This window comes from Paenibacillus sp. Y568, from assembly GCF_059445545.1.
This window is the reverse complement of the sequence record NZ_JCAIUM010000003.1, coordinates 47507-70800: the sequence shown is the minus strand read 5'-3', so window position 1 is coordinate 70800 and position 23294 is coordinate 47507. Positions and strand designations below refer to the sequence as shown.

The 23294-nt window shown below is 38.2% G+C and carries 28 protein-coding genes; 5 read left to right on the top strand and 23 right to left on the bottom strand.

From position 1 onward, the window contains the following. The first annotated feature begins 101 nt into the window (after window positions 1-101). A complete protein-coding gene (locus AC1D7X_RS05470; RefSeq protein WP_495455785.1) occupies window positions 102-1217 on the top strand; it encodes a GNAT family N-acetyltransferase in 1116 nt (371 codons plus the stop codon). A 69-nt stretch (window positions 1218-1286) separates the two neighbouring features. On the opposite strand, the gene AC1D7X_RS05465 is transcribed toward AC1D7X_RS05470, so the two are convergent. The 4 genes from AC1D7X_RS05465 to AC1D7X_RS05450 form a co-directional block, all read right to left on the bottom strand. Further along, a complete protein-coding gene (locus tag AC1D7X_RS05465) occupies window positions 1287-1811 on the bottom strand; it encodes a VanZ family protein (protein ID WP_495455784.1) in 525 nt (174 codons plus the stop codon). Window positions 1812-1843: 32 nt separating this feature from the next. Beyond that, window positions 1844-2728, bottom strand: a complete 885-nt coding sequence (locus AC1D7X_RS05460) for a M15 family metallopeptidase (RefSeq protein ID WP_495455783.1) — start codon at window positions 2726-2728, stop codon at window positions 1844-1846. A 97-nt stretch (window positions 2729-2825) separates the two neighbouring features. Next, window positions 2826-3911, bottom strand: coding sequence for a sensor histidine kinase (locus tag AC1D7X_RS05455; protein WP_495455782.1), 1086 nt, complete (start codon window positions 3909-3911; stop codon window positions 2826-2828). Then, on the bottom strand, window positions 3904-4599 hold the full coding sequence (locus AC1D7X_RS05450) for a response regulator transcription factor (RefSeq protein WP_495455781.1): 696 nt from the start codon (window positions 4597-4599) through the stop codon (window positions 3904-3906). The genes AC1D7X_RS05455 and AC1D7X_RS05450 overlap by 8 nt, the downstream gene beginning before the upstream one ends. 225 nt (window positions 4600-4824) lie before the next feature. Between AC1D7X_RS05450 and AC1D7X_RS05445 the strand changes: the two genes are divergently transcribed. After that, window positions 4825-5760 carry an aldo/keto reductase gene (locus AC1D7X_RS05445; RefSeq protein ID WP_495474813.1) on the top strand — a complete coding sequence of 312 codons (936 nt, stop codon included), beginning with the start codon at window positions 4825-4827 and terminating at the stop codon, window positions 5758-5760. A 571-nt stretch (window positions 5761-6331) separates the two neighbouring features. On the opposite strand, the gene ybiA is transcribed toward AC1D7X_RS05445, so the two are convergent. The 8 genes from ybiA to AC1D7X_RS05405 form a co-directional block, all read right to left on the bottom strand. After that, window positions 6332-6898, bottom strand: coding sequence for a riboflavin biosynthesis intermediates N-glycosidase (gene ybiA / locus AC1D7X_RS05440; protein ID WP_495455779.1), 567 nt, complete (start codon window positions 6896-6898; stop codon window positions 6332-6334). Next, on the bottom strand, window positions 6899-7789 hold the full coding sequence (locus AC1D7X_RS05435) for an NUDIX hydrolase (RefSeq protein ID WP_495455778.1): 891 nt from the start codon (window positions 7787-7789) through the stop codon (window positions 6899-6901). It lies immediately after the preceding gene. 196 nt (window positions 7790-7985) lie between these two features. Further along, window positions 7986-8804, bottom strand: coding sequence for a DUF2935 domain-containing protein (locus AC1D7X_RS05430; RefSeq protein WP_495455777.1), 819 nt, complete (start codon window positions 8802-8804; stop codon window positions 7986-7988). Window positions 8805-8913: 109 nt separating this feature from the next. Then, window positions 8914-9315 carry an RDD family protein gene (locus AC1D7X_RS05425; RefSeq protein WP_495455776.1) on the bottom strand — a complete coding sequence of 134 codons (402 nt, stop codon included), beginning with the start codon at window positions 9313-9315 and terminating at the stop codon, window positions 8914-8916. Window positions 9316-9396: 81 nt separating this feature from the next. After that, window positions 9397-10218 carry a GNAT family N-acetyltransferase gene (locus AC1D7X_RS05420; RefSeq protein ID WP_495455775.1) on the bottom strand — a complete coding sequence of 274 codons (822 nt, stop codon included), beginning with the start codon at window positions 10216-10218 and terminating at the stop codon, window positions 9397-9399. A 51-nt stretch (window positions 10219-10269) separates the two neighbouring features. Then, a complete protein-coding gene (locus tag AC1D7X_RS05415; protein WP_495455774.1) occupies window positions 10270-10533 on the bottom strand; it encodes a ribonuclease E inhibitor RraB in 264 nt (87 codons plus the stop codon). Window positions 10534-10691: 158 nt separating this feature from the next. After that, the gene (locus AC1D7X_RS05410) at window positions 10692-11627 is read right to left on the bottom strand and encodes a GNAT family N-acetyltransferase (RefSeq protein ID WP_495474812.1); all 936 of its coding nucleotides are present in this window, start codon (window positions 11625-11627) and stop codon (window positions 10692-10694) included. A 120-nt stretch (window positions 11628-11747) separates the two neighbouring features. Further along, window positions 11748-12365, bottom strand: coding sequence for a DUF4241 domain-containing protein (locus AC1D7X_RS05405; RefSeq protein WP_495455772.1), 618 nt, complete (start codon window positions 12363-12365; stop codon window positions 11748-11750). A gap of 327 nt (window positions 12366-12692) precedes the next feature. Here AC1D7X_RS05405 and AC1D7X_RS05400 point away from each other — a divergent pair, with 327 nt between their 5' ends. After that, window positions 12693-13475 carry a hypothetical protein gene (locus tag AC1D7X_RS05400; RefSeq protein ID WP_495474811.1) on the top strand — a complete coding sequence of 261 codons (783 nt, stop codon included), beginning with the start codon at window positions 12693-12695 and terminating at the stop codon, window positions 13473-13475. A 244-nt stretch (window positions 13476-13719) separates the two neighbouring features. Here the strand turns inward: AC1D7X_RS05400 and AC1D7X_RS05395 are convergent, their stop codons facing one another. Further along, complete coding sequence (locus tag AC1D7X_RS05395; protein WP_495455771.1) at window positions 13720-14184, bottom strand: GNAT family N-acetyltransferase; 465 nt, start codon at window positions 14182-14184, stop codon at window positions 13720-13722. A 138-nt stretch (window positions 14185-14322) separates the two neighbouring features. Between AC1D7X_RS05395 and AC1D7X_RS05390 the strand changes: the two genes are divergently transcribed. After that, on the top strand, window positions 14323-14853 hold the full coding sequence (locus tag AC1D7X_RS05390) for a hypothetical protein (RefSeq protein ID WP_495474810.1): 531 nt from the start codon (window positions 14323-14325) through the stop codon (window positions 14851-14853). 436 nt (window positions 14854-15289) lie between these two features. Here the strand turns inward: AC1D7X_RS05390 and AC1D7X_RS05385 are convergent, their stop codons facing one another. The 9 genes from AC1D7X_RS05385 to AC1D7X_RS05345 all read right to left on the bottom strand — a co-directional run bounded on the left by AC1D7X_RS05385 (window position 15290) and on the right by AC1D7X_RS05345 (window position 21965). After that, a complete protein-coding gene (locus AC1D7X_RS05385) occupies window positions 15290-15724 on the bottom strand; it encodes a peptidase M56 (protein WP_495455769.1) in 435 nt (144 codons plus the stop codon). Between the two features lie 36 nt (window positions 15725-15760). Further along, complete coding sequence (locus AC1D7X_RS05380) at window positions 15761-16267, bottom strand: 2'-5' RNA ligase family protein (RefSeq protein WP_495474809.1); 507 nt, start codon at window positions 16265-16267, stop codon at window positions 15761-15763. A gap of 113 nt (window positions 16268-16380) precedes the next feature. Next, on the bottom strand, window positions 16381-17850 hold the full coding sequence (locus AC1D7X_RS05375) for an amidase family protein (protein WP_495474892.1): 1470 nt from the start codon (window positions 17848-17850) through the stop codon (window positions 16381-16383). 127 nt (window positions 17851-17977) lie between these two features. Beyond that, window positions 17978-18298, bottom strand: a complete 321-nt coding sequence (locus AC1D7X_RS05370; protein WP_495455766.1) for a PadR family transcriptional regulator — start codon at window positions 18296-18298, stop codon at window positions 17978-17980. Between the two features lie 110 nt (window positions 18299-18408). Continuing rightward, the gene (locus tag AC1D7X_RS05365; protein WP_495455765.1) at window positions 18409-18873 is read right to left on the bottom strand and encodes a VanZ family protein; all 465 of its coding nucleotides are present in this window, start codon (window positions 18871-18873) and stop codon (window positions 18409-18411) included. A gap of 236 nt (window positions 18874-19109) precedes the next feature. Beyond that, a complete protein-coding gene (locus AC1D7X_RS05360) occupies window positions 19110-19616 on the bottom strand; it encodes a P-loop NTPase family protein (protein WP_495474808.1) in 507 nt (168 codons plus the stop codon). A gap of 107 nt (window positions 19617-19723) precedes the next feature. After that, a complete protein-coding gene (locus tag AC1D7X_RS05355) occupies window positions 19724-20476 on the bottom strand; it encodes a class I SAM-dependent methyltransferase (RefSeq protein ID WP_495455763.1) in 753 nt (250 codons plus the stop codon). Between the two features lie 396 nt (window positions 20477-20872). Continuing rightward, window positions 20873-21367: a cysteine hydrolase family protein gene (locus AC1D7X_RS05350; protein ID WP_495474807.1), complete on the bottom strand. Its 495-nt coding sequence runs from the start codon at window positions 21365-21367 to the stop codon at window positions 20873-20875. Window positions 21368-21449: 82 nt separating this feature from the next. Further along, the gene (locus AC1D7X_RS05345; protein WP_495474806.1) at window positions 21450-21965 is read right to left on the bottom strand and encodes a DinB family protein; all 516 of its coding nucleotides are present in this window, start codon (window positions 21963-21965) and stop codon (window positions 21450-21452) included. Between the two features lie 140 nt (window positions 21966-22105). Between AC1D7X_RS05345 and AC1D7X_RS05340 the strand changes: the two genes are divergently transcribed. Then, window positions 22106-22978, top strand: a complete 873-nt coding sequence (locus AC1D7X_RS05340) for a MerR family transcriptional regulator (protein ID WP_495474805.1) — start codon at window positions 22106-22108, stop codon at window positions 22976-22978. Between the two features lie 34 nt (window positions 22979-23012). On the opposite strand, the gene AC1D7X_RS05335 is transcribed toward AC1D7X_RS05340, so the two are convergent. Beyond that, entirely contained in the window at window positions 23013-23219 is a 207-nt protein-coding gene (locus tag AC1D7X_RS05335) for a hypothetical protein (protein ID WP_495474804.1), read from the bottom strand. Window positions 23220-23294: the final 75 nt, after the last annotated feature.

The window sequence follows — 23294 nt, the reverse complement described above, 5'->3', positions numbered from 1 at the left end:
TCTGCTGTCATACCCAAAATACGAATTAAGCACTATACTAGAGTCATATCGGGTTCCACAAAAGGTATAGGATACATTTAATTGGATCAGGAGGATTTCACATGGAATTTAGACTCATTAAAGAAACAGAACTTACAGAGGCAGCGCTATTAGCAGAAGACGTATTTTGTGAAAACGGGGAGCGTTATATGGAGCACTCATTTCCTACTATTTTTCAACCAGGTATGAGTCAATCGTATGCGGCCTTTAATGATCAAGGTAAGCTCGTATCCTTCATCGGGATGGTTCCCTTCATCGTTCGATCGGGTGATGCGTTACTAAATGCCTATTCAATCGGTGCAGTATGTACTGATCCGGCGTATCGAGGACAGAGAATTGCAGGAAAGTTATTCACCCTTTGCCAACAACATGCCAAAGAAGCTGGTGCTTCGTTGATGTTTATATCTGGAGATCGTTCTTTATATACCCGTGCAGGTAGTGTGGCATTTGGTAAAGCTGGAAAGTATATTATCGACTCCCATGTCGCAGAACGACTTGAAATTCAACCCTCACCGTGGACAATATCTGAAATGGAAACAAAGGATCTGTTTGCCGTTCATGACTTGATGATGCAACAATCTGCTACCATTCAATGGAGTATTACTGACCTTGGTCAATTCATCGGTGCAAGTCCGATGGCTAATATTCATAAGATGGACCAGCATATCTTCGTAGCAAGAACAGAAGCACAGGAGATCGTTGCTGTAGCTATAGTTGCTGTACCGAGGAACCAATCTTGTGAGGGGGCTGGGATGCTGATTGAATATGCTGGCAATGATGCTGCAGTGATCGAGCTTCTCTTGCACTCCATCCGTCAATTTGAACTCCAATCGTTGTCCGTGATCATACCGTGGCAAGATGTAGAACTGGCGAATCGTCTACAAGCTGCCGATGTTCCCGTAGAGTTACAAGATAATGCGGGTACTGTTCTTGTTATCGATGGAGATGCCTTGATTACTCAAGCAGGATATAAAGGTTCTGATTCCAATCAACTATCCATCTCAGGACTCCCTGATGGTCGCTATAAGTTACATACACCACAGAAATCTTCCATTATTGGTGGAAACGCAGAGCTATGTTCACTCTTATTCGATCCCCACTCTTCTATTGAACAACCAGACGATAACAAGATCCCAACTCTCGCCCTGCCTTATTTGTATGGGTTATATTTCATCTAGAAGAACTTAATACACAAAAAACTCGGTGCCATCGTAATTAAGACGGTACCGAGTTGTTCTATTCTAATCTTATGCCTTAGGTTTACTATCTTGAGTCACCTTCGATTTATTCCCTATACACAACATGAACACCTTAAAAATAACGAAGCCTAACATTGCCCCAGATACATTTAGGATGAGATCATCCACATCAAAAGTTCCGATCGAAAAAATAACCTGTGCGCATTCCAAGCTTAAACTTAAGCCAAAAGATAGAATAAATACGCTTATAAATGATATTTGCTTATTACGCGACATGAGTAGAAGAAATATGCCAAATGGTATAAATAACGCTATATTTCCAACCAAGTTGATAAAATCAAGGCTCGTTGAACTCTGAATGTTTCTAGATATCTCCTGAAACGGGCTCAAATTACCTGATCGTAGTCGTTCTATCATATTCTTTGGATCCACTACATTCTTCTGGAGTTGATGCCCAAGAAAGCTCACATTCATTGTTCCGAATTTAAATAAAATGACCTTAATTAATAGATATATATATACGGCGAACAGTATCGGCACGATAATACCATTCATAAATTTGGTTAGTTTCATACCGCATCCTCACCTTCTTAAATATTATGTATTTACGGATGCAAAGTCATAATGACACCATCCATATTGTTACCAGACACTTCATAGTGACGATCTTTTGGCACGAGAATCATCGTATTTTTGACAATAGGGTAATAAGAGATTTCGTATTCTTTATGATTGATAGTCGTTGTATAGGTCTTCTGCGCTTTGAGGAAATCTAAATATTGTTCCAACGTAAGATTCTTCTCCTGCATAATGACACTGTGCGGCAATCCAACATAACGATAATGCCACGGCTCATATTGAATACCTGTAATGTCTGATTTGTCCTTGGGATATCTCAAAATAAATCCATACTTAGAGGCATTCTTCTTCAGCCACTTTCCTTCATCCGCTTGCTCCATCGCCTTTTCAGAAGACCCAATATCAAGAGATAATCCTAAGTTATGTTCGCTATAACCTGCTGGTAAGGCATAATCCGCGCCCTTTTCCTCATATAGCCGATTCTGATCATCCTCACTTCGATAACCACTGCTTATCAAAAAATGGCGAACACCATCTTTCTTCGCTGCCTGGATCATCGTTCTGAATTGCTGAGCAACACCCTGTGATAATTGGATCGAACTATCCAACAATCCATATCCTTGTACAAGCTCCTTGTTCTGAAATAGCTTGACCACATCGGATGTTACACCCACTGGATGTACAGGATACTCCTTATTCACTAATAGGAGATCTCCTTGATAAATCTGTTCGCTTCCTACTTCAACGGTATGATCACTCTGATCCATCTGATCTTTACCTTGTAATCCTACCTCTGCAACTTGATAATCGTCGCTATGTAAATCCTCGTTTGTAACTTCTGGCTCATCTCTCATGGCTTCAAATCCAAATAGCAAGATAATAATAAATAGCCAAAAAACCCACTTCTTCATTCACAATTCCCTCCTTAACCTTTCACTTTCTTAAGAATAGAGGAGATTGTTTAAAAAGAAGTCGGCCAAAACTAAAATTTTTCTTAAATTTATACCCTCATTTAGGTAACCGCACTTCAAAGATCGTACGGATCACACTACTTTGGACGGATATCGTTCCGTTATGTTGCTCCACGATATTCTTCGCAATAAGTAAGCCCAGACCCGTACCGCCTTCTTGGTGTGTTCTAGCTGAGTCTCCCGTATAAAACATATCGAAAATATGAGGTAAATCCTTCTCCGGAATACAATCTCCGTAATTAATCACTTGAACCACGACATGACCAGCATCAAAGTGGCAGTTAATATCAATATAATGTCCGTCTCTACCATAACGAGTGGCATTGGTTAGAAGATTCTCAAATACCCGTGCCAATAACTCGCCATCCGCTGAAATCGTGACATTCGGAGTTATATCTAGTCTAGCAACAAGATTGTTCTTCTCAAAGATAGGATATAACTCTTCGTTTAATTGATTAAGTAGCTCACTTAGATCGATAGATTGTTTATCAATCGTAATCATGCCGTAGTTCATCCTAGTAATCTCAAATAGTCCATCGATAAGCTTCTCTAATCGTTGAGATTTGGTGAAAGCAATCGTCGTATAATGTTTAGTCTGTTCTGCAGTTAATTGATCATCCTGAAGAATTAAATCTAAATAACCTAGAACGGAGGTCAGTGGTGTGCGCAAATCATGTGCTAAATTCAAGACCAGCTGGTCCTTACTACTCTCTGCGAAATCCCCTCTTATGACCGCCTCTTGGAGTTTCTCGCTCGCTAGATTAATATCTTCCGCAATATCCCTGAACTCATCATTAGATGATATATGAACATGATGGTTGAAGTCACCATTCGCAAGACAATGGATTCCCGAAGAGATCTCCTTGAAGTAAGTGGCATAGGGCTTCGTGAGAAGAAAGAAAAACAAAATGGCAAGTGGAATGAAAAGTATTAAAAAGAAATTAAGATCCCCAAAATTATTAATAATTTTACGAAGTTGAGCTAATGGGTCTTCCGCCCGAACCTTCACATAATACAGTTGAAGAGCTTTATAGATAATATACGTGATGACCCCTGAGAACAGCATACTCAAACCTAATAACACGATCATTTTAGATCGAAAGCTTCGTATCATGTTAGCCATGGAATGTGTATCCTACCCCCCAGATGGTCTTGATCCATTTGTTCTTACTCTTATCCTCACCAAGTTTCTTTCTTAGGGTTCGAATATGGACCATGACGGTGTTCCCACTTTCAAAATACTCTTCGCCCCACACCTGTTGAAATATATTCTCGGCGCTGAACACTTTCCTTGGATGTCTTGCTAGTAGATATAGAATATCAAATTCCTTCGGTGTTAAAACGATGCTCTCTCCATATAAGATAACGGTTCGTTGTTCAGAATCAATGGTTAATCCACCCGCTTCTAGTACAGAATGTTCCCCTGTTGTTGATGAATTCAACTGCATAGATCGTCGTAACTGCGCATTAACTCTAGCAACCAATTCCATAGGATTAAACGGCTTGGTCATATAATCATCGGCTCCCATAACGAGGCCTGTAATCTTATCCAAATCAGATGTTTTAGCACTCAAAAAGATAATAGGCATATGATACTTTTCTCGAATCTGACGAGTCACTTCATAACCATCTAGTTCTGGCATCATAATATCTAGAATGGCTAAATCAATCGAATACGATTGAATCGTATGAACAGCTTCTCTCCCGTCAGATACTTTAATAATATGATAGCCCTCTTTTTCTAAATGCAACGCAATGAGATCTGCAATCTCAGCCTCATCATCTGCTATTAAAATTGTAATTCGTTTCATTCAGATCGTGCTCCTCTATAGAAGTAACTATATCTATATCCTATCATAATGTTGTTGCATGTACTGTCTTCCATTGTAGCCTTTGTCGGTTATTCATGCTGTAAATTTCTTGAAATTGGCAGTTCTCTATGGGCTTACGCTATAATAGGAGGTAACTAATGGTAAGAGGGTTTCCAAGAATTGATTATTCGGTACACATAACTATTTTTAAGGAGTTGGAGATGAATGACTGAACTTACGCGTCTAGGAAAAACCGATTTACTAGTCAATCCCATTGGATTAGGTACGAATGCCGTGGGTGGACACAATATTTACCCGAACCTGAATGAAGAGACTGGCAAAGACGTGATCCGGACTGCTCTGAAACAAGGGGTTAATTTTCTAGATACAGCTTATATCTATGGGCCGGAACGTTCTGAACAACTCATTGGTGAGGTTCTCAAAGAAACAGGACGCAGACAAGATACTATTATTGCTACAAAAGGTGCCCATAAATTCGTAGATAATACAATGGTTGTGGACAACTCTCCTTCCTTCCTGAAGCAATCCGTGGAGGATAGCTTGAAACGTTTAAAAACAGACTACATCGATCTGTTCTATATCCACTTTCCTGATGAACGTACACCGAAGGATGAAGCGGTTGATGCCCTTCAACGTTTGAAAAAGGAAGGCACCATTCGAGCGATTGGCGTATCTAACTTCTCTATTGAACAACTACAAGAAGCGAATCGGGACGGATGCGTGGATGTACTACAGTCTGAATATAATCTCTTCAAACGTAGTGCTGAACAAGATCTATTACCTTACACCAAGGAGCATGGGATCTCGTTTGTTCCCTATTTCCCGCTAGCTGCAGGATTACTCGGTGGCAAATATACCAAAGATACAACGTTTGAGGACGGTCGAGCTAGGAATCCCCTTTTTCAAGGAGATGCATTCATCCAGAATCTTCAGAAGGTTGAACTTCTACGTGAGATTGCTAATAGCAAAGACGCCGAAATTGCCCATATTGTACTCGCATGGTATCTCACCCAAGATTCGATCGATGCCTTAATCCCTGGCGCCAAAAAACCAGATCAAGTACTTAACAACTTGAAGACTTTGGATGTGCAATTGACCTCGACAGAAATTGAGCATATCAATCAGATATTTAAGGCTTAAACGGATCCAACCCCTTTATGTATAAAAAGACACAAAGAAATCGCCCCTTGGGATGTGGAAGTACTATCCACCATTTCAAGGGGCGATTTCTAGATCTTTTATCCTAATCGTTGCACAAATTCCTTCATCGTTTCCTGATCTCTAGAACGATCCAATATAGCAAAAATAATATGGTCGAATAAACTCACATATTTCTCATCGTATAATAACTCGTGCCAATAATTTACTACGGTATCTGCGCTATTCTTAAATACACCGCACCTGAAAGCGCCTAAATAATGTTCTTGTCTCCTTTAGCAGCAAAGAGAGCTAAGATTTCATTTACTATACTTAGCTACGCCTTTGTATAACTTTGAGGAATATGAACCTGTTTAACCACTCATTACTCTAATTCGGAGTTACTAAAATACTACCTTATACCGATGTTTGATGCAGTTTTTTAATATCAATCTTATTCCCATTCATAACATAATATCCTTGTTTTATGTATTCTACTGTCTGTTCTACGGCTCTTTTTCGTTCATCTCGATTCATTCTTTCTCATCTCCTTGTAGCTTTCTAACCTATGTTACTATAGTGATCCTTTGTTCTCTGCGTCTGTCAGCTGTTGCCTTACTTCCATCAATGCAAATCCTAATAGATTCTGACCCTTCCAACCCATTGGATTCTCGATCGCAGGATGGTCTTTAGCCATGCCAATTCCCCATATTTTATCGACGGGACTCGCTTCAACTAATACCTGATTCTGCGTAAGTATTAAGAAGCTCGCAAGCTTACTGTTTTGAGTGAATTTCGCAAAATTGCCACGTACCACAATGTCATAACAGCTTTGTTCCCAGATATTCTGGTCAAATCTTCTGACCTTTCTCCCCAATGCTTTTGCTTGTTTAGGATCGTTTGAAGCTAATATTTGTTGTAATATTTCGTCATCCTGAAACAACCTTGCCTTTTCAGCCATCATATATTGTTCTGCACTGTTGTATGTGATTCCATCGATATTAAATTTGATTTTCCACCACTGGCTAAAGCAACTTGCTGTTATACTTCCATCTGCAGATTTTTGATGTCCCCAGAAGAATAAATACGTTAGTTTTTTCCCCTTTTTATAATCTTGTATTAATTCATTTAATAAATACATTTAGATTCCCTCCAAATTCCGTCTAAATAATCGCGAAGGTCGATGTCCTGCATGTTGAGTAAATTGATCAGTCTCAATCACAAGATCAGCGGTCTTTCTTCTAAAGTTAGCCTTCAACAACTCTTTATCCAATATGACTTCATATACGGTTTGAATCTCAGTTAGGGTAAATAACCTAGGCATTAAATTAAATGCAATATTCGTATATTCAACCTTTCCTCGAAGTCTTTCGATTGCAAAAGCAATGATTTTGGCATGGTCAAAAGCAATATGATTCGAAGAAATCACGTTATACTCCTTCGTAACTGTATATTCCGTAGCGGTTGTCGTGCATGTAATTTCCTCTTCAAGAATTGCGTCGTCGCATGAAAGGGTTAATTGCCAAGTGGATTGTTTTATACTTCCTGCTGATAGAATATCCTTTACTTCTCGCAAAAGCTTATATTCCACATGAAACCATGCTACATCCGATGCATCATCACCCGCTTGAATCGAGAGCTTATCACTATCCACAAGAGCTAAATAAGAACAGGAGACTACCCAAGTTCTAGGATCACGACTAGGATCGCTGAACGTATACAGCTGTTCTAAATATACGTCTGTAACACCTGTCTCTTCTGCGAGTTCACGTTGTGCCGTTTGTTCCGTTGTTTCGTGAGGTCTCACAAATCCCCCTGCCAATGCCCATTGTCCAAGGAAAGGATGCTCCCCACGCTTAATCATGAGAATCTTTAGACTCTTCTCAGGTAACTTCCGATAATTATCTTTATCTTCACTTGAAACGGTAAACACCACCATGTCCGTCGCAATGGATGGACGTTCATAATCTCCCGCATTGTATTGCAACAGAAATTCCGCTTCAGTTAACCCCTCTTTATTTACCGGTTCCATGATAAGCTCCTTACTTATTATCTTTTTGATAATATCAACTAGTTAATAAGTACGATAACAGCATTTACTTCATTTATCAAGTGGCATTTGTTCTTCTCATGAAAATATAAATAAAATAGATCGTTTCATTTCGGATGTTTGTTATAAACAAACATTCGAGATGAAACGATCTCACTGACACAATGGTTATAGAGTCTTAATGATGAATAATCTCATTCGTTCTTCCTTTTCCTTTGAGGGAATTCTCAAACATATCAATAATCTCCAGGAATCTTTCTGCCTCACGGAACACATGATCCGCAAGCAAGGGATGAATAATACTTTTAATTTTACATTGATCTATGAGATCGCGGGCTGTTTTCTTGAAATCTCGCAGCGATTTTACAGACACTCTATTTTGATCCAGGAACTGATTTAATAATGGAACGGTTTGAGATTGAGGTCTCATCGATTCGACATCCCTAGCTTGAACTAACAACTGATCAAAATCGTTACTAAATTCTCGGGCTTGCTCAGCAAGCTTGCGTTCTGACGGATCTAATAAATGTCCAATAAACTGAGCATGTTCGCCCATAATTCTTAAAAAGAATACATTTTCATCAATAATTGCATCATATAATGGTTCTAACTGACCTCGATTTAGCTCTTCTAATCGATTCCGAAAGTAATTGGCTTCCCTACTCACATGATCGACCAGAAGTGGGAAATTGGTCTGACCAGGCAGTTTACAACTAAGTATTAAGCCAAGTACTTTCCTTTTAAATACCCAAATGTGACACACCGCAGAATGTACCTCTGTATTAAATTGTTTAATCGTATTAGGATCAACATCAAGGGTAAAACTGTGAATACGCCTTTCAATATCTTCAAAGACACGATAAAAATGATCTGCTTCTTTTTTAAGCACGGTATCCTCACACCGAAAACCCAAGCCCAAAAAAAATGAATGTTCCTTCATTATTCTGGACCAAAAGCTAACTTCATCTAAAGACTGAGCGACAAATGGGTCTGACATTCTTTCCCCTCCTACACATTATTGCTTATTAAACCATATGCGGAATGAGCTTGGGCTAATGTCAGAACTCCTGTATGTTTGAAGGCAACACGACAGTAGAAGCCTCTATTTAATCATGAATGACTTCCGTTCCCGCAATAAAATCATGGAGAGAGCGCTTATCTTCTCTAAAAATAACCATGCAGACACTCACAAGAAAGCCTATTCCGAGGGTCAATCCGTACACAACTCCAGCTACAACATCACGTAGAAGCATCGTCCCGAGACCTGGTCCTGAATGATCATCCACGCTTCTTATGCTTATTCCACAGATACGTTTCCCAATCGTCTGTCCGTTCCAGAATATAGGTAGTAATAATGTATACAAGAACGAGATTGTTTTTGTGAATAAATTTGAAGTATCATCACCAGCTGTTAATATCATTGCTATGATACCTAACGGGATTCCTACAATTAGTACATCCAACAATGAAGCCCCCAACCTAATCCAGAATCCTGCCTCCTGTTTCATAGCCCATCCCTCTTAGCTGTATTTATATTAACAAGATCGAGTGACACATACACACTACACGTTATATACGTATAATAGAAATCACTTAAACTTATACCAAAATATTCTATATTCAAAGTAAGGTGACAATCCTATACTCGTAGCAATGCGGATAGAACCCGTATTGTCCGGAGAACAATCCCAATAAGGATAGATTCCTTTTAGCTTACATTCATCCATAAATGCTCTAGCTACTGCTGTGCCATAATGTTTTCTTTTATATCCTTCTAATGTCTCAATATCGATAGCATGTGTCTGGTCAGCTACAAATGCCGAGAAACATGAGCTCACCACGTTATTGTTATCCACCGCAATATAGCCAAACCCCTGTTCTAAGAACTCGTCTATGGAATCCCAAAAATCCAGAATCTTCTCTTCTAATATTGACTGGTTATCTAATTTATTCGAATCCAATAGATTTCTATCCATTCTTCGAATCAATACCTGTTCTTCTCTGACCTCACTACTGTCTATATCTTTATTTTCCCTTAGGCTAAATACATATTGCATCTCGCTAGACATGTTACGGGTATGGAATATCTCCTGAATCCTCTCATCCCATGGTTTCGTCTCCCCGCTGATTTCGACCCAGTTCACATTCATTTTCCTTAGCCTGGGTTCAATATGTTGAGTTATATAGGATTCCAACCCTGTCCGAAAAGATTCACTTTGCACATCACCAACCATGTGAAACCCTTTCTGACCCTGTATCCACACTAAAGCAGCTGTAGGTTCTATTGGATGATCTACAAAGACCCATCCCGGATTATTCCCACTCACAATAGCCCTTACTTCAATATTATTACATAGATCAGTAATATGACTTATCGTAGAAAAGTCTTGCTTATTTAGCTCTGTGATCATGATTAACCCTCCTCAGCATGGAACCAGTATCCCATAGATTATTGATTTATATCATTCCAATGGAATTCCATTTCCATCATATTCAACATTATATTCATATGCATATGTTTCACTTTTCGAATCTTCGTTAGCTATTTCATTTAGATGGATATCTTTACTGGAATAGAAATGCCATTCAATTCGACCTTCTAATTCATACGAATTAAAATTATGGATTCCGTATCCCTCATCTTGAAGTTTCTCAGATAATCTCTTTAAGTTCTCTTCACTTTCAGAATAAAAATATTGTTCGATTGTTATCTGTTCTTTACTCATGTTTGCGGGCTCCTGACTACACCCTGTTAGCACGACTACTAATAAATATAATGAACATATGTATTTTAATTTCATCATCATAATTAACTCCCTTCGAATGATCTGAACAAAAATGACCATCCATGTAGGGATGGCCGTCCTTGGAATTAATCTTTTATTTAATTAAGCTCTATAGCATATCGTATTTCCTCTTTCATCCTATTAAATCCAACCAATTCATACAGGGATAAAGCGGACTCATTCGTAGTTAATACCATCAATTCTGCAGACTCTAGCCCATTCGTTTTTAAATAGGTCAGCGCTTGAGTCAGCATATATTTTGCAATACCACGATTTCTCCATGGGGCACGTACGAAGACAGGTTCTATAATTCCTTTATCCTCTTCCCGCCATGCCATTAAGCTACCTACAATCGTATCTGCCTCGCGAACAACTATCGCTGTCCACAGTGGATTCTGTTTGTGTTGAGAAAGTCGCTCTACCCCTAGTGGCGTATCAGGCCATACCTCGGCATCCAACTCCAAATACTCGCTTTCTTCATGAGACGACTCCATTTTCCAATGCGTCAATTGAAACTCATCACTTAATGGCAAATCTGGAATCGGCTCCTTAAGGTCCCGTCTCATTGTAAATAAACTACTCATATGACGAAAGCCCTTCTCCTGAATGAAGAATTGACTATTGACTGTCTCCGAGGCATCGTTACCTACACACAGTAATGTAGCGTATTTCTGGGATAGTGACTCTTTTAACTCCATGGCACGTGAAAAAATATATGAATAGAGTAGCTCTAATAAGCTGAGATCGAATTCTCGTTCTGGCACGGTTTTTACATTGAGATAGATCGCATGCCTACTTTCTGCCGAGCGACCCGCTGGAACAATATTGAATACTTCAACTTGTCCTTTCGCTACCATTTCCCCATCTTCAAAAGCACAAAATACATTCACCCAGTTATCCGAATCGCCTACCCACCAAAATGTCGCATTCTCTCTTGAGTTAACGGAGTTATATAATTCACCAAGTAAAGGCATGTCAATCTGTTGGAAATTGCGGACTTCTATTCTCTTCAACAACTGATCTAAATTCCCCATAAAATTCCCCTCTCGATACCCATGACTCATCCATAATAATTGTACCTTTTACTATTACTACCAATAAAGGTAACACGTATGGATTCAATCTACTAAGTAAAGAAAGACTATAATTAATCTTTACTGATCGGTAGCAATGATATTAAAGTCTGTGATCAATGAGACGATTCTGTTCTCTTCATCAAAACCCCAATAAGAAGCATAGAAGCCATCGCCATAACCAGAACTGAACAATACCACATTGAGTTCCGTATCCTCACATACGATCACATTACCCCAGTTATCGTCGTGTTCAGCTAGTACATCGTCTATAAGATTATCGTAGAGGCTGATAAAATCATCACCGAGCTCTCGTTGTAATCTGGCATCCAGTTCATTTAACTTATCGATCGCATCCACATCAGCAAAACAACCTAGCCCGGTATCCACCGGATAGCCATATATCGTTCCCTCTTTTAGTTCGCTCAGATTCTGTCCTGCTCTTGTAGCCATCTCCCAACGAATAGGAAGTGCATCATACAATTTCAGTTCGGCTGCTGCAATTCGTTCTTCTTCCTCATGCCACCATGCGACCACTGGATATGTACCCGGCTGGAGCAGCCGTTCGAATGGATGATTATGAGAAACAAGCGGATCACAAGCAACAACTTGTCCGGAGGTAATCTTTATCTGCTCAAGTATTTCAGAACGAAGTATTCCACCTTCTGGTTTAGCTAATTCTAGGAATAGCTTTGACATTATTCATCTTCCTTTCTTTATATCATTTCACTTCGTTTAGCCTACCTGTGTTTCATTATACGACATCTATGATCGAAAGCATGATGTTATTAACATCATCAAATAATACATACATTCGCCACCAATAATTATCTAGAAAGAATTGCACATAAATAATATATGAAAACATATGTTCTATAAATGATTGACACATTCCATATTAAGGGGTATATTAAACGTAAATTATACATGGTTAGCGAGAGAAGCACCTCGCAAGAACAGGCAATTTAGCCTTTCTTGGAGGTGCTTTTTGTCGTTAATACTCTAGAGAGTGAGGTTGAAGTAACTATGAATGACATACGTAGAAGACGGATTTGGAGTAGATTAATTGTGATTCTCTGTATATTTACTGTACTACAAGTAGATGCACTTCCTGTAAATGCAGCGGATCGGTGGGATACTGCACTGGAGCACATCGATCAAGTTTACGATAACTTAACATCATTAAAAGCAATCACACAATCAGAAACTCAGCATATTCAAGACCAACGCAAGAAGAATAATGTTGCATTGAAGTCGTTGAACATAAAGATCAATGCCATAGACTTAGAATGGATCAACACACTACAAATTAGGTATGATCAGACCTTACAGAAACATTCTCCGCTATTAGAACAATACACAGCATTAAGCAAACAGGCTACTGCAGCTAGAAAGAATAAGGATAAGAAACTGGCTGATCTGCTGGATCTAAAGCGCAACAAGCTACTAGCTTCAGTGTTAGCTGCTCGTACCGATGTTAAAGCTAAAAAAGAAGCCCTCTCTGCGGCTAAAAAACAGCGTACAAGCAAGATAAAGACGATGAAGGATTTACTGACTCCTGTACAGAATTTAAAAAAACAGATCACAGCAGAGAATAAAACCATTACTGCCGCAAAACAAATATATTCAGCAACCGAAAAGCGTTATAAAGCTAGTGTAAAGCAGGGTAACGCAGTTACCGCCGATGAAGAACTCACGATTATGTATGATCAAATGCAGATCATTCACACCTCTCAACAAAAAATATACGACTGGGAGAAGCAAATATCTCAGACCATCCTGACAGCAGAAACCAAATTACCGAAGTAACAAGTAACGATGAAGGATTCTCTATGGAAGAGATGACAAAGCCGATACAATAGAACGTATCGGCTAAATAGTTCACATAATGTTATTTCACCTGATGATGACCGTAAGTTCGCAACTATGCCTTTCGAGCAATTACACAATTTACATCCATCGATTTATCTTGAGATGACTCTAGACTCATTTTATGGAATCCTGTACCAGATACGAATTGAACAACTTCTTCTGGGTTATATAATTTGAATACTTAATCTAGGTTTAAATCTTTACTATATATTTTGGTAATGTCGCCATTCGGCTTAAATGCTCTCTCTATATAATTCCAACCAAATCTTTCATAGTAGTTGTCATGAGTCGTTATTAAGTACAAATTGTTATACCCCAATTTCTTCGCTTCTTCTATTACAGTATTCTGTAGTTCTCTCGCTATACCTTTACCTCTATGCTCTTCAGCGACATACAAGCATGCCAACCAAGGACACAGATCCTGTCTACAAGTTAGATCATTCATCCAGAAAGATACTGTTCCTACAGCTTCTTCTCCTTCTAGCGCTACGAATGTCATGGGCACACGATCGGTCTGAGAATTATGTAGCACGGCATATCTAACATATTCGATTGCTTTGTCACTAGCCCATTGTTTCCAAAGCCACTGACATACGGTTTCATAATATTCCATCGTATCTGCAAGATTAACAATTTGAATTCCCATAATTATCTCCTTTATATTTATCGATTCTATGATTCGAAAATTACACTATAGCTTAAAATCATTATATATGGAAATTTATGTTATATTAAATATGGATTTATGAAGTTACAGTGTATATTGAGGAGGGGAATTTAAGTAATGAAAAGGCTATTTCCATTCACGCTCTTTATATTATTGATTCTTGCAGGGTGTACTAATGTTGACGCCAATACAATTGACACACCTCTTTATGACGGAAAACCTTTAGTCATTGGCGTGATTGGTGACTCTCCAGAAGTACGCGAAGATAACGTGGAGTTTAGACAAATAACCTTCAAACAATTAGAGGAAGGCAACCATCTATCGGCTGAATTTGATGCTGTTATGATTATGAAGGAACATCTATCTGATTCTGCTGAGAGTAAATATGCTCAAGTATATAAGAGTTCAAACATTCCATATTTCTTTATAGAATCTACGAAATCATTTGTACCCTTTGTTACTGAAGAATTATCCTACGATCAGGTGTCAGAAATAAGTAATCTAGAATATGCAACGGGCTATTTCCATACAGACGATGATGGATTTAAACATTGGGGTTACGGACTATACAATGACAAAGTAAACGAATCCAACTTTAAGGATGTATACACACGAATTTTTGCTACTATCGCATCTATTGAGAAATAAAAACATGACCCAACCTGAGATAGCACAACTATCGTAGGTCGGGTCATGTATTTTTTTAGAAGTATTAACCACAAGTCCCCTTACCCACCCTCACCCTAGTCCATAAATCAGTACGTAGTAGTTACATTAATAAATACTCCATAATTACATACTATAGCGCAATCTTTCTAGTCTTTGTCTCAGTTGTGCAACCTTCCGCTGACAATCTGCTCTTAGAACCAACGCTTCTGCAAGTTTCATAACTTCCCCTCCATTATTATGGTATTTACCCTTTTAGTAGCTAATTCTAATCAAGCTGAGGTATCGCTTGTTTGACGAATTTTAATTAATCTTGCTAATATAGCTCTAAAATTACCCACACTAATTTGTATTGGTTATATGCTTGGTCTGCTTTAGGATATACGAAAATAGCCTTGGTTCGATTAACCTTATCATATTAAATCCTTGAGGTAAGGCCTTGGTCTGAGTCATAAACTTGGACAATATAACTCTTGCCAAGTTTGTCCTCAACATCGTTCAAATCGTTAACACCACCATAGAAATCTAGTAATCCATTATCAGACAAAGTCTGTAGTCTAGAAATATTACCATTGTTGTCGTATACGATATAAAAGTCTTCAAAATATTGATAATGTGAGTCTTTCGTACTCCTATCTTCAAAATCGTTATTCTTATTATACTTAGTCAAATCAATATTATGGATATTTTGCTTCAGTTTAATATTATTAATCTTCAAACTAGACAAATCCGTAGAGTCCAAGGTTTTGATTAGCAACTCCTTTTTCAATATAAAACAAGCAATCACTACAATCACAATAGATAAAATAATCAAAGAATACTTGATGGCTTTTCCAGACGATTTATTCCCCATACTCACTTCTCCTAACGTTCAGCACTGTATCGCAACTTAAAACCCTATTGTCATTTCTATGTTTGAATCTTCATTCTTATCTATGATTTCTACTACGATCTCCAACACGATATCCTCAAAAACTTCATTTATTATTTCGTGTTTCTCCAAATCTCTTATCACTTCTTTTTGATTTTCTATTCTTCCTATGGTCATATGGGGCTTATATGGAATATGGGGTTGATGATATTCTGAGATTATTCCTGTGTATAATCGCCTATGTAATTCAACTATTTGGTCTCTTCCTTCTAATACGTTCAGAAAAATGTATCCACCTTCTTCGCCACTTATGCCACTGAGTCTAAGTTTAAAGGATCTCATCCCCAGTAACGCATGCTTGATATGATCTTGTAATTGTTCACCCGTTATATCACTTTCAAAAGGAAAAACAATCGTGAGATGAGGTTGAACATGCTTATATAATGGATCATACTTTTCTCTGATATTATCGATCATACTCATATTGTGGAACTTCGGAAATATCATCATGCATCTAAGATTCATTCCATCGCCTACCTCCAAATGAATGTGACCAGGCCATAACTCCTATCATAGGGTCGGGTCACCATGCTATCGCGCAATCTTGTTATAATACTGAGCTAATTAGTTAATCAAGTCTAACCAAACTGGGGTGGAACACGATAATTCGTCGCTTGTTCAAAAGCATAGGCTATTTTTATTAAGGTAGGTTCACTAAAGGCTTTGCCGGAAAAAACAACTCCAAAAGGGCCTTTTGTAGAATCACCATCGGAGTCCACGACCCCTATTGAGGAATATCCTGCCGGAACGGTAATCAAGGGATATCCCAATCGCGCGGCAATATACATTCCATCCACATCCCCAGGTAACAGTAATGCATCTAAACCATGCTCTTCTAACACGTAATCAATTCCCTGGTTACGCGCTAATGCATCATATTGTTGTTTCTTCTCATGATAGGTTTGCTCATTTAATGTTGTCTCTACCGACCTGATCAACGTGTCTTGCCCATACTTTAGAGCAACCTCGGCATGATTCTCATCATAATCTATTAATTCTTGCAAAGAGTGAACCGGTACGGTATCCGATAATTGTGATAAGTATTGATCTAGTCCTTTTTTAAATTCATAGCAGATGACATCATTATTCCAATTGTTATGTTCAACGTGAAGACTAACATGATCTACGATCGTGGCGCCTGCGGCTTGCAATGTTGAGATCGCTGCCTCCATAATAGCAAGTCTTTCTTTGTCTAGGTGCATATAATAATGTCTTGGAATACCTATTCTTGCGTGTTGTATAAAATCAGTATCCAAGAATGGTGTGTAATCCGCAAAGGAACGTTCCCTACTCAAAAGTGTACCATCATCATTGTCGTCAATTCCAGTTAATGCACCTAACATAATAACCGCATCCGTAACAGTTCTAGCTATAGGTCCCGGTGTGTCTTGACTCACTGAAATCGGAATAACTCCTGCTCGGCTAACGAGTCCAACCGTAGGTTTGATACCTACAAGAGAATTCTGACAAGCTGGACCTACAATAGATCCTGCTGTTTCCGTTCCTATAGCTCCCGCCGCAAAATTTGAGGCAATCGCTGCTGCAGGCCCAGAACTCGAACCACTAATGAATATCTCACCTGGTCCATATGGATTAAGCACGAGTCCTCCTCTGGAGCTGTATCCCGCTGGCATCTTACTGGACATAAAATTAGACCATTCAGACATATTTGCTTTCCCTAGTATGACGGCACCTGCACTACGCAGCTTCGACGCTACGAATGAATCCGTTGCTGCAAATGATTCCGCTAGCGCAACTGAACCGGCACTGGTATGCATCTTATCCCCTGTATCCAGATTATCTTTTAATAAAATAGGAATACCGTGTAACTTCCCGCGACTTCCTGTTAGCTTACGTTCTTTATCTAATTCTATCGCGATTTCAATCGCATCCGGATTGATTTCTAGTATAGCGTTAATCTTCGAGTCGTACTTATGTATTCTTTCTAGGTAACTCCGTACTAAGTCCTCAGAACTTATGGAACCTGATTCCATAGCTGTTTGCATACTCATGATATCTGCTTCAATAATCCATTCTTCGAGCATCATATCCACTTAAGTCACTCCTCTAGTAAAATATGGTTGTGGCATTCCTAATTAACTTACCATATTTCTCTGTCTCAATGACATGGAAAGATTGATTATAACTATGTTGGAGCAATTGCTTATTTATTTCCTATCCCAGAACCGAGTCAACCGCTCCTTTAAAAATAAACCATTCCGCTTTTTTCTCCTTGAGTTTCTCTTTACCTTCCTCCAGTATCCTGTAATACTTACGTTTTCGTCCTTCTACTTTCACCCAGTACGCTTCCACCCAGCGCTCGCTTTCCATTGCATGGAGAATGGGATAGAGTGTTCCTTCTTTTAATGAAAATATACCTTGCGATCTCTGTTCCAGCTCCTTAATTAGCTCATAGCCATATAACGGCTTCTCTAATAAAAGAGTCAGGATCAAAGTTCCCGTGCTGCCCTTAAGCATTTCTTTGCTTACTTTCAATGCTCTGCACCTCCTGATTTTGTCATTTCGTGATTTTTGAGTATCTTCAAATCTACCTTTTCTGAAAAGGTGCAACGATCGGTTGTGGCCGATCCATTTCCTTTAAAATGTTATCTTAGTAACTTTTGAATGAATTTTATCTTCCAAATTCCATATCCCATCAAAGCACCGAACATATTAAGAATGAAATCATCAATGTCGAAACTTCCTTTTCTTGTAACTAATTGAATGACTTCAACAACGAATAACAATATAATCATTAAAATTGAAAATGAACCTAACTTGTTTAGCTTATTTATAAGGTAAGGCAGATAAATACCCATCGGTAAAAATAAAATTAAATTACCAAAAAGATTTTTTATTGGTATATCGATATTCATAGTTCCGTTAAGAATCGCATTGATATAAGTACTTATCGATTTAAATGGAACAAAATTTGAAGAGCTCTTTATGTATTGCCAAAGCGAAAGGTCTGTCCATATATTCCCTCTTGATCCTAAGAATAAAATAATAGCCAATACAAGTAAGTAAAATATAAAACTAATGCTTAAAACAATCTTAATTAATTTCTTCATATGATGTTCATTCCTTTTTCTTAAATAGAATAAATAACGGAATCGGCCGCTAATTATTCCTTTATTTATAATGATCAATACCTAGCATCACTATACATCGTATATCTATGTATGTAAAGTTCTCGAGAACACCCTTCCCTCTTTTCCTTCTTCTAAGATGCGGATGATCTCTAGTGTGTTTACAGCATAATGGTTCTTGTTTTTATAATCCGTTCGCAATTCATAACGTTCCTGAGTTACCCTTTATTCTCCTGGACATGTTCTAGTGCTTCCTTCGTAGAAGTCACTTCGAACCTCTTATCTGAATAAGGATTTGTGATTTCCAATACCTCTTCCACATTGTATCCATGGTTCCATTCTATCAACATTTTCATTAGATTCTTCACAGATTGTTTGTAATTCCCTCGTTCGATGCCTGTTCTCGATCTAACAAATCTCCTAATAATTCTGTAATCTCGTAAATAGACACTTGGATTTAAAATATAAATGAGATCTGCCTTTTCAAAACTTTCACTCGTCCATTCAAATTGAACTCCTTCAATAATCCATGATTCTAAGCTGACTATTCTATACAATTCTGCATCTCTTATTTCTTGTGGAAATCTCCTGTTTTCTACACTTCTATCCCAAACTATGTTATCAAGTTCATAATAAGGAACCTCTAGCAACTTAGATATTTCTTTGGCTAAATATGATTTCCCACTCCCACAAGAACCAATAATACGGATTTTTATATGACTCATCTCCTTCCTCTAATTCATCATTTATCCCGATTTCTCCTAATACAGCGAAAAGCTGCACTTGGCAGCCCTCCCTATTGATCCTATTACTTCATTCGTATAACTTCTGACTATTCTTTTTTCGCAATAATCATAAATCGTTTGGAACTTGTCCTAATTCCTCTTTCAGTTATATTATCATCAATAAATGTTTGGAGTATCTCAAAATCACGATTATATTTCCCGAAGTTCGGAATAATGGGCGTGTGTTTCAGTAGAAATACTAAATCTTCGTACGTTTCGAAATATTCAGTTGCATCATATTCAAAGGACTGGATATCCTTAAAACCAGCTTCATTCAATTCCTCAATGTATTTATTCTTTAATGTTCCATCCACCACACCACTAGCCTGTCCTCTTCCAAACGCCTGTTTCATGTTAAGCTTATCATCTTCACTTACTTGTTGAGTGAGGAATATGCCATTATTCACTAGGACCCTCACTACTTCTTTGGCATGAAAGGGTGAGTGCCTACAAGATACCACGTGGAAAAAATTCCGAGGAAAGTCAAGATTATCAGCATCCATTTGCAAAAATTGTACATTGGTTTGATTGGAATTTTCTAAATTATGATTCGCAGTGTGCATCATTCCCGATGAGATATCAATTCCCACTAAATGTGAAGCGGCATGAGCAATGGATAATAACGTTTCCCCTCCACCTGTACCAATATCGAGTAATCGATCAGACGGGAGACATCTTTGGGTTACTTCATCATAGAATTCCCACTCTACACCTTCAGCTGTCATCTTTACTTTACTGAAATCCCAACCATTTAATTGTCCGACTTCATCATAGAATTTCTTATAATCAAATTGCTTCATATCTAATATCCACCTTTCAAATCGTTAAAATGAGTACATAAAAGCCAGGATCGAAAGAGACAATACGTCCCTGTGTCGTGTCCTGGCTTACAGAAAAATGTGCCCCAACACCTTATCAAAAGTAATTGTTCTCTTCGGTCAAAAGGGCAAACGTCCCCCTTAACAGCTGGTACGCGTTTTACCCAGCCCGTGAACTAATTACTTCGAACAAAGTGGAGATCCATCCCATTTCACCTCAATTGAAAGTTTCATTTACTATACTTGATACTTAGGCGGAAGCACAAGGTGAAATTTACAATTTATACAGACTATAGGTTCATCTTTATTAGAGCCTAGGTTCAATTCATATTTAAATATGAATATATATAGATGCCATAAATCAGCTATTCCCACCGTCTATGCTTTTTGAAGTAAGAACTCGATCACAGGATAGGAAATCATATGTCTCTCGCTATATGTGTTGTGTATTGCTTCATTTTGAGTACTTAGTATCCCTTTGTGTAAGATTACCGTTTTAAACCCTCGTTCAATGGCACCGTTATATGTGAAAAGCACACAATGCTCTGCTGCGAATCCAGCAACAATGACTAATCCAATTTCTTTTTCTCTCAACACCATTTCTAGTTCTGTTTTCCAGAATGCATTGGAATATTCCTTTGTCATTTGAATATCGTCGGGTTCTACTGTGATCTCAGGGATAAACTCTAGCATTTCACTGCTAATCTCTTCTGACCCTTCAACATCTTTGATATGTATGACATGATGATTGTTTAGGCGGAGTAGGTTGGCCACGTGATTTATATATTCAGACGCACTGTCAATATCTCGTTGTTCAAGCTGACCTTCTAACAAGTTTTTTTGCATATCGATAATTAATAAGCCTATTTTCAAATTCGTTTCTCCGTTCTAGTACGTTTTTTTGTCATATATTTAAGGAGCATAGCGATTGACCACATATGCTCCTCTTAGCTTTTTAAACTAAATATTTGTCTTTAATGATGTTCATATGATGCATCTCATGACCAGCGATAATATAGGCCCACGCTCTTACGGTTGACTCACTGTCATTGACAATACCAATTCTGGACCACGCTTCTGTAGATAGTCCACAAAGCAACGTAAGGGTTGCACGCCGTACTGCTGTATAATCTTCTATGAGATCTGCCATGTCATAACTTTCAAATGGAGATTCGCTCATCATAACGTCTTGATCATAACCAGATAGTGGCGTCTTGTCGCCTCTAGCAATACGAAGTAACCGATAACCCATGATCCGTTCGTTATCCGTAATATGTCCCAATACTTCTTTCAAGCTCCACTTTCCCGGTGCATAACGGTAATTCGCCTGATCTTCCGTAACGCTTGAGAGTAACTCAGTTGTGTTCTTAAGAGACTGGATTAGAATATCATCGATATCTCCTTCTGGGACTAACTTCACATACGTCTCAAAATGAACATTATATTCATCTTTTGATGGTCGATTGGACATGAATAAATCTCCCCCTTAAAAGTTTTACCCAGTATAACACGGTATCTGTTAGTTGAAAATTTCTCTTTTTATTGCTCATATATAAAAATCATTGACTAGTCCCCTAGGGTATCGTTCATGATAGTTGAGAGGTGATTAGTATGTTAATTAAAGAGGTATGCGATCGATGTCATCTGACCAAGAAGGCCATTGAATATTATGAGAAACAGGGCTTAATTAAACCGGAGATTGGTGAGAACGGCTATCGTCATTATTATGAACAGGATATAGCAACGCTAAAGGAAATAGCTGTTCTAAGAAAGTTAGGCATTTCCATCCCTGATATTCAAACCATTCTAAACAGTAATCATAAATCAGCAGCACTCTCTAAATGTAAGTATCGGATGGAGCTACAACAGCAAAAGGAAAAGACTAGGCTTGAACGCATGGAGCATTTGATCCACCATTATGATATTGACCATGAATTTGCATACCTACAGTCTAATTTGGAGGAATATTTTACGATTAAGGATAAATTAGTGCAAGCTTTTCCTGGTAGTTATGGCATATATGTTAGCATCCATTTTGGACAATTTTTAAATGATCGGATCGATTCTGTAGAGCAGGAGATGGCGTATGACACAATCGTTTCTTTCCTTGATCATGTTGAAATACCCACTGAGTTGCAGGAATATGTAGAGAAGTCATTCCCCATGATGCAGCAAGGAAACATGGAGAAAACAAGTACTTCTTTGGTCCATGCCGTTTCAGATTTGGAGAACTATATGAATGAGAATAAAGAGACTTTTGAGACTTACCTAGCATTTCGCACATCTAGCGCGTATAAAGAATCGGAAGCCTATAGAATGCAACAACTTTTAATAGAATTTCAGAAAAGTAGCGGTTATACTGACGTTTTTCTGCCGAACTTCAAAATTCTTAGTCCTTCTTATCTTGCCTATACCAAAAACCTGGAAGAAGCGAACGCCGCATTGATGGAGAAGTATCCGCAGTTGAAGGATTTATATTCATAGAGAACAATAACGATAACGGTTATCTCGATTATTATTAGTGTTTTTTATCTATAATTAGTCCGATCTTATCCTGTAACTCTTTATCTTCTTCAATTCTTCCTTGCTTTAATGCTATATTAATTTCTCTTAATAATTGGTTATTTCTCTTTAAGTACTTTGACGCATCCGAATGATCAATAGCAAACAGAATAATTAGGTATAAGACAATGCAAACCGGTAAAAAGAGTATCATTTCCATCATTTCCGCCTTTCATCTCCTTATCGTATTCTAAAAGACCTTCCGACTGTTGTTAGATGATGTTCAGCTCATTTATGA

Excerpts from the sequence above, each read along its gene's own strand:
- AC1D7X_RS05470 (WP_495455785.1), top strand. The coding sequence starts at position 102 with ATGGAATTTAGACTCATTAAAGAAACAGAACTTACAGAGGCAGCGCTA.
- AC1D7X_RS05465 (WP_495455784.1), bottom strand. The coding sequence starts at position 1,811 with ATGAAACTAACCAAATTTATGAATGGTATTATCGTGCCGATACTGTTC.
- AC1D7X_RS05460 (WP_495455783.1), bottom strand. The coding sequence starts at position 2,728 with ATGAAGAAGTGGGTTTTTTGGCTATTTATTATTATCTTGCTATTTGGA.
- AC1D7X_RS05455 (WP_495455782.1), bottom strand. The coding sequence starts at position 3,911 with ATGGCTAACATGATACGAAGCTTTCGATCTAAAATGATCGTGTTATTA.
- AC1D7X_RS05450 (WP_495455781.1), bottom strand. The coding sequence starts at position 4,599 with ATGAAACGAATTACAATTTTAATAGCAGATGATGAGGCTGAGATTGCA.
- AC1D7X_RS05445 (WP_495474813.1), top strand. The coding sequence starts at position 4,825 with ATGACTGAACTTACGCGTCTAGGAAAAACCGATTTACTAGTCAATCCC.
- ybiA (WP_495455779.1), bottom strand. The coding sequence starts at position 6,898 with ATGTATTTATTAAATGAATTAATACAAGATTATAAAAAGGGGAAAAAA.
- AC1D7X_RS05435 (WP_495455778.1), bottom strand. The coding sequence starts at position 7,789 with ATGGAACCGGTAAATAAAGAGGGGTTAACTGAAGCGGAATTTCTGTTG.
- AC1D7X_RS05430 (WP_495455777.1), bottom strand. The coding sequence starts at position 8,804 with ATGTCAGACCCATTTGTCGCTCAGTCTTTAGATGAAGTTAGCTTTTGG.
- AC1D7X_RS05425 (WP_495455776.1), bottom strand. The coding sequence starts at position 9,315 with ATGAAACAGGAGGCAGGATTCTGGATTAGGTTGGGGGCTTCATTGTTG.
- AC1D7X_RS05420 (WP_495455775.1), bottom strand. The coding sequence starts at position 10,218 with ATGATCACAGAGCTAAATAAGCAAGACTTTTCTACGATAAGTCATATT.
- AC1D7X_RS05415 (WP_495455774.1), bottom strand. The coding sequence starts at position 10,533 with ATGAGTAAAGAACAGATAACAATCGAACAATATTTTTATTCTGAAAGT.
- AC1D7X_RS05410 (WP_495474812.1), bottom strand. The coding sequence starts at position 11,627 with ATGGGGAATTTAGATCAGTTGTTGAAGAGAATAGAAGTCCGCAATTTC.
- AC1D7X_RS05405 (WP_495455772.1), bottom strand. The coding sequence starts at position 12,365 with ATGTCAAAGCTATTCCTAGAATTAGCTAAACCAGAAGGTGGAATACTT.
- AC1D7X_RS05400 (WP_495474811.1), top strand. The coding sequence starts at position 12,693 with ATGAATGACATACGTAGAAGACGGATTTGGAGTAGATTAATTGTGATT.
- AC1D7X_RS05395 (WP_495455771.1), bottom strand. The coding sequence starts at position 14,184 with ATGGGAATTCAAATTGTTAATCTTGCAGATACGATGGAATATTATGAA.
- AC1D7X_RS05390 (WP_495474810.1), top strand. The coding sequence starts at position 14,323 with ATGAAAAGGCTATTTCCATTCACGCTCTTTATATTATTGATTCTTGCA.
- AC1D7X_RS05385 (WP_495455769.1), bottom strand. The coding sequence starts at position 15,724 with ATGGGGAATAAATCGTCTGGAAAAGCCATCAAGTATTCTTTGATTATT.
- AC1D7X_RS05380 (WP_495474809.1), bottom strand. The coding sequence starts at position 16,267 with ATGAATCTTAGATGCATGATGATATTTCCGAAGTTCCACAATATGAGT.
- AC1D7X_RS05375 (WP_495474892.1), bottom strand. The coding sequence starts at position 17,850 with ATGATGCTCGAAGAATGGATTATTGAAGCAGATATCATGAGTATGCAA.
- AC1D7X_RS05365 (WP_495455765.1), bottom strand. The coding sequence starts at position 18,873 with ATGAAGAAATTAATTAAGATTGTTTTAAGCATTAGTTTTATATTTTAC.
- AC1D7X_RS05360 (WP_495474808.1), bottom strand. The coding sequence starts at position 19,616 with ATGAGTCATATAAAAATCCGTATTATTGGTTCTTGTGGGAGTGGGAAA.
- AC1D7X_RS05355 (WP_495455763.1), bottom strand. The coding sequence starts at position 20,476 with ATGAAGCAATTTGATTATAAGAAATTCTATGATGAAGTCGGACAATTA.
- AC1D7X_RS05345 (WP_495474806.1), bottom strand. The coding sequence starts at position 21,965 with ATGTCCAATCGACCATCAAAAGATGAATATAATGTTCATTTTGAGACG.
- AC1D7X_RS05340 (WP_495474805.1), top strand. The coding sequence starts at position 22,106 with ATGTTAATTAAAGAGGTATGCGATCGATGTCATCTGACCAAGAAGGCC.
- AC1D7X_RS05335 (WP_495474804.1), bottom strand. The coding sequence starts at position 23,219 with ATGATGGAAATGATACTCTTTTTACCGGTTTGCATTGTCTTATACCTA.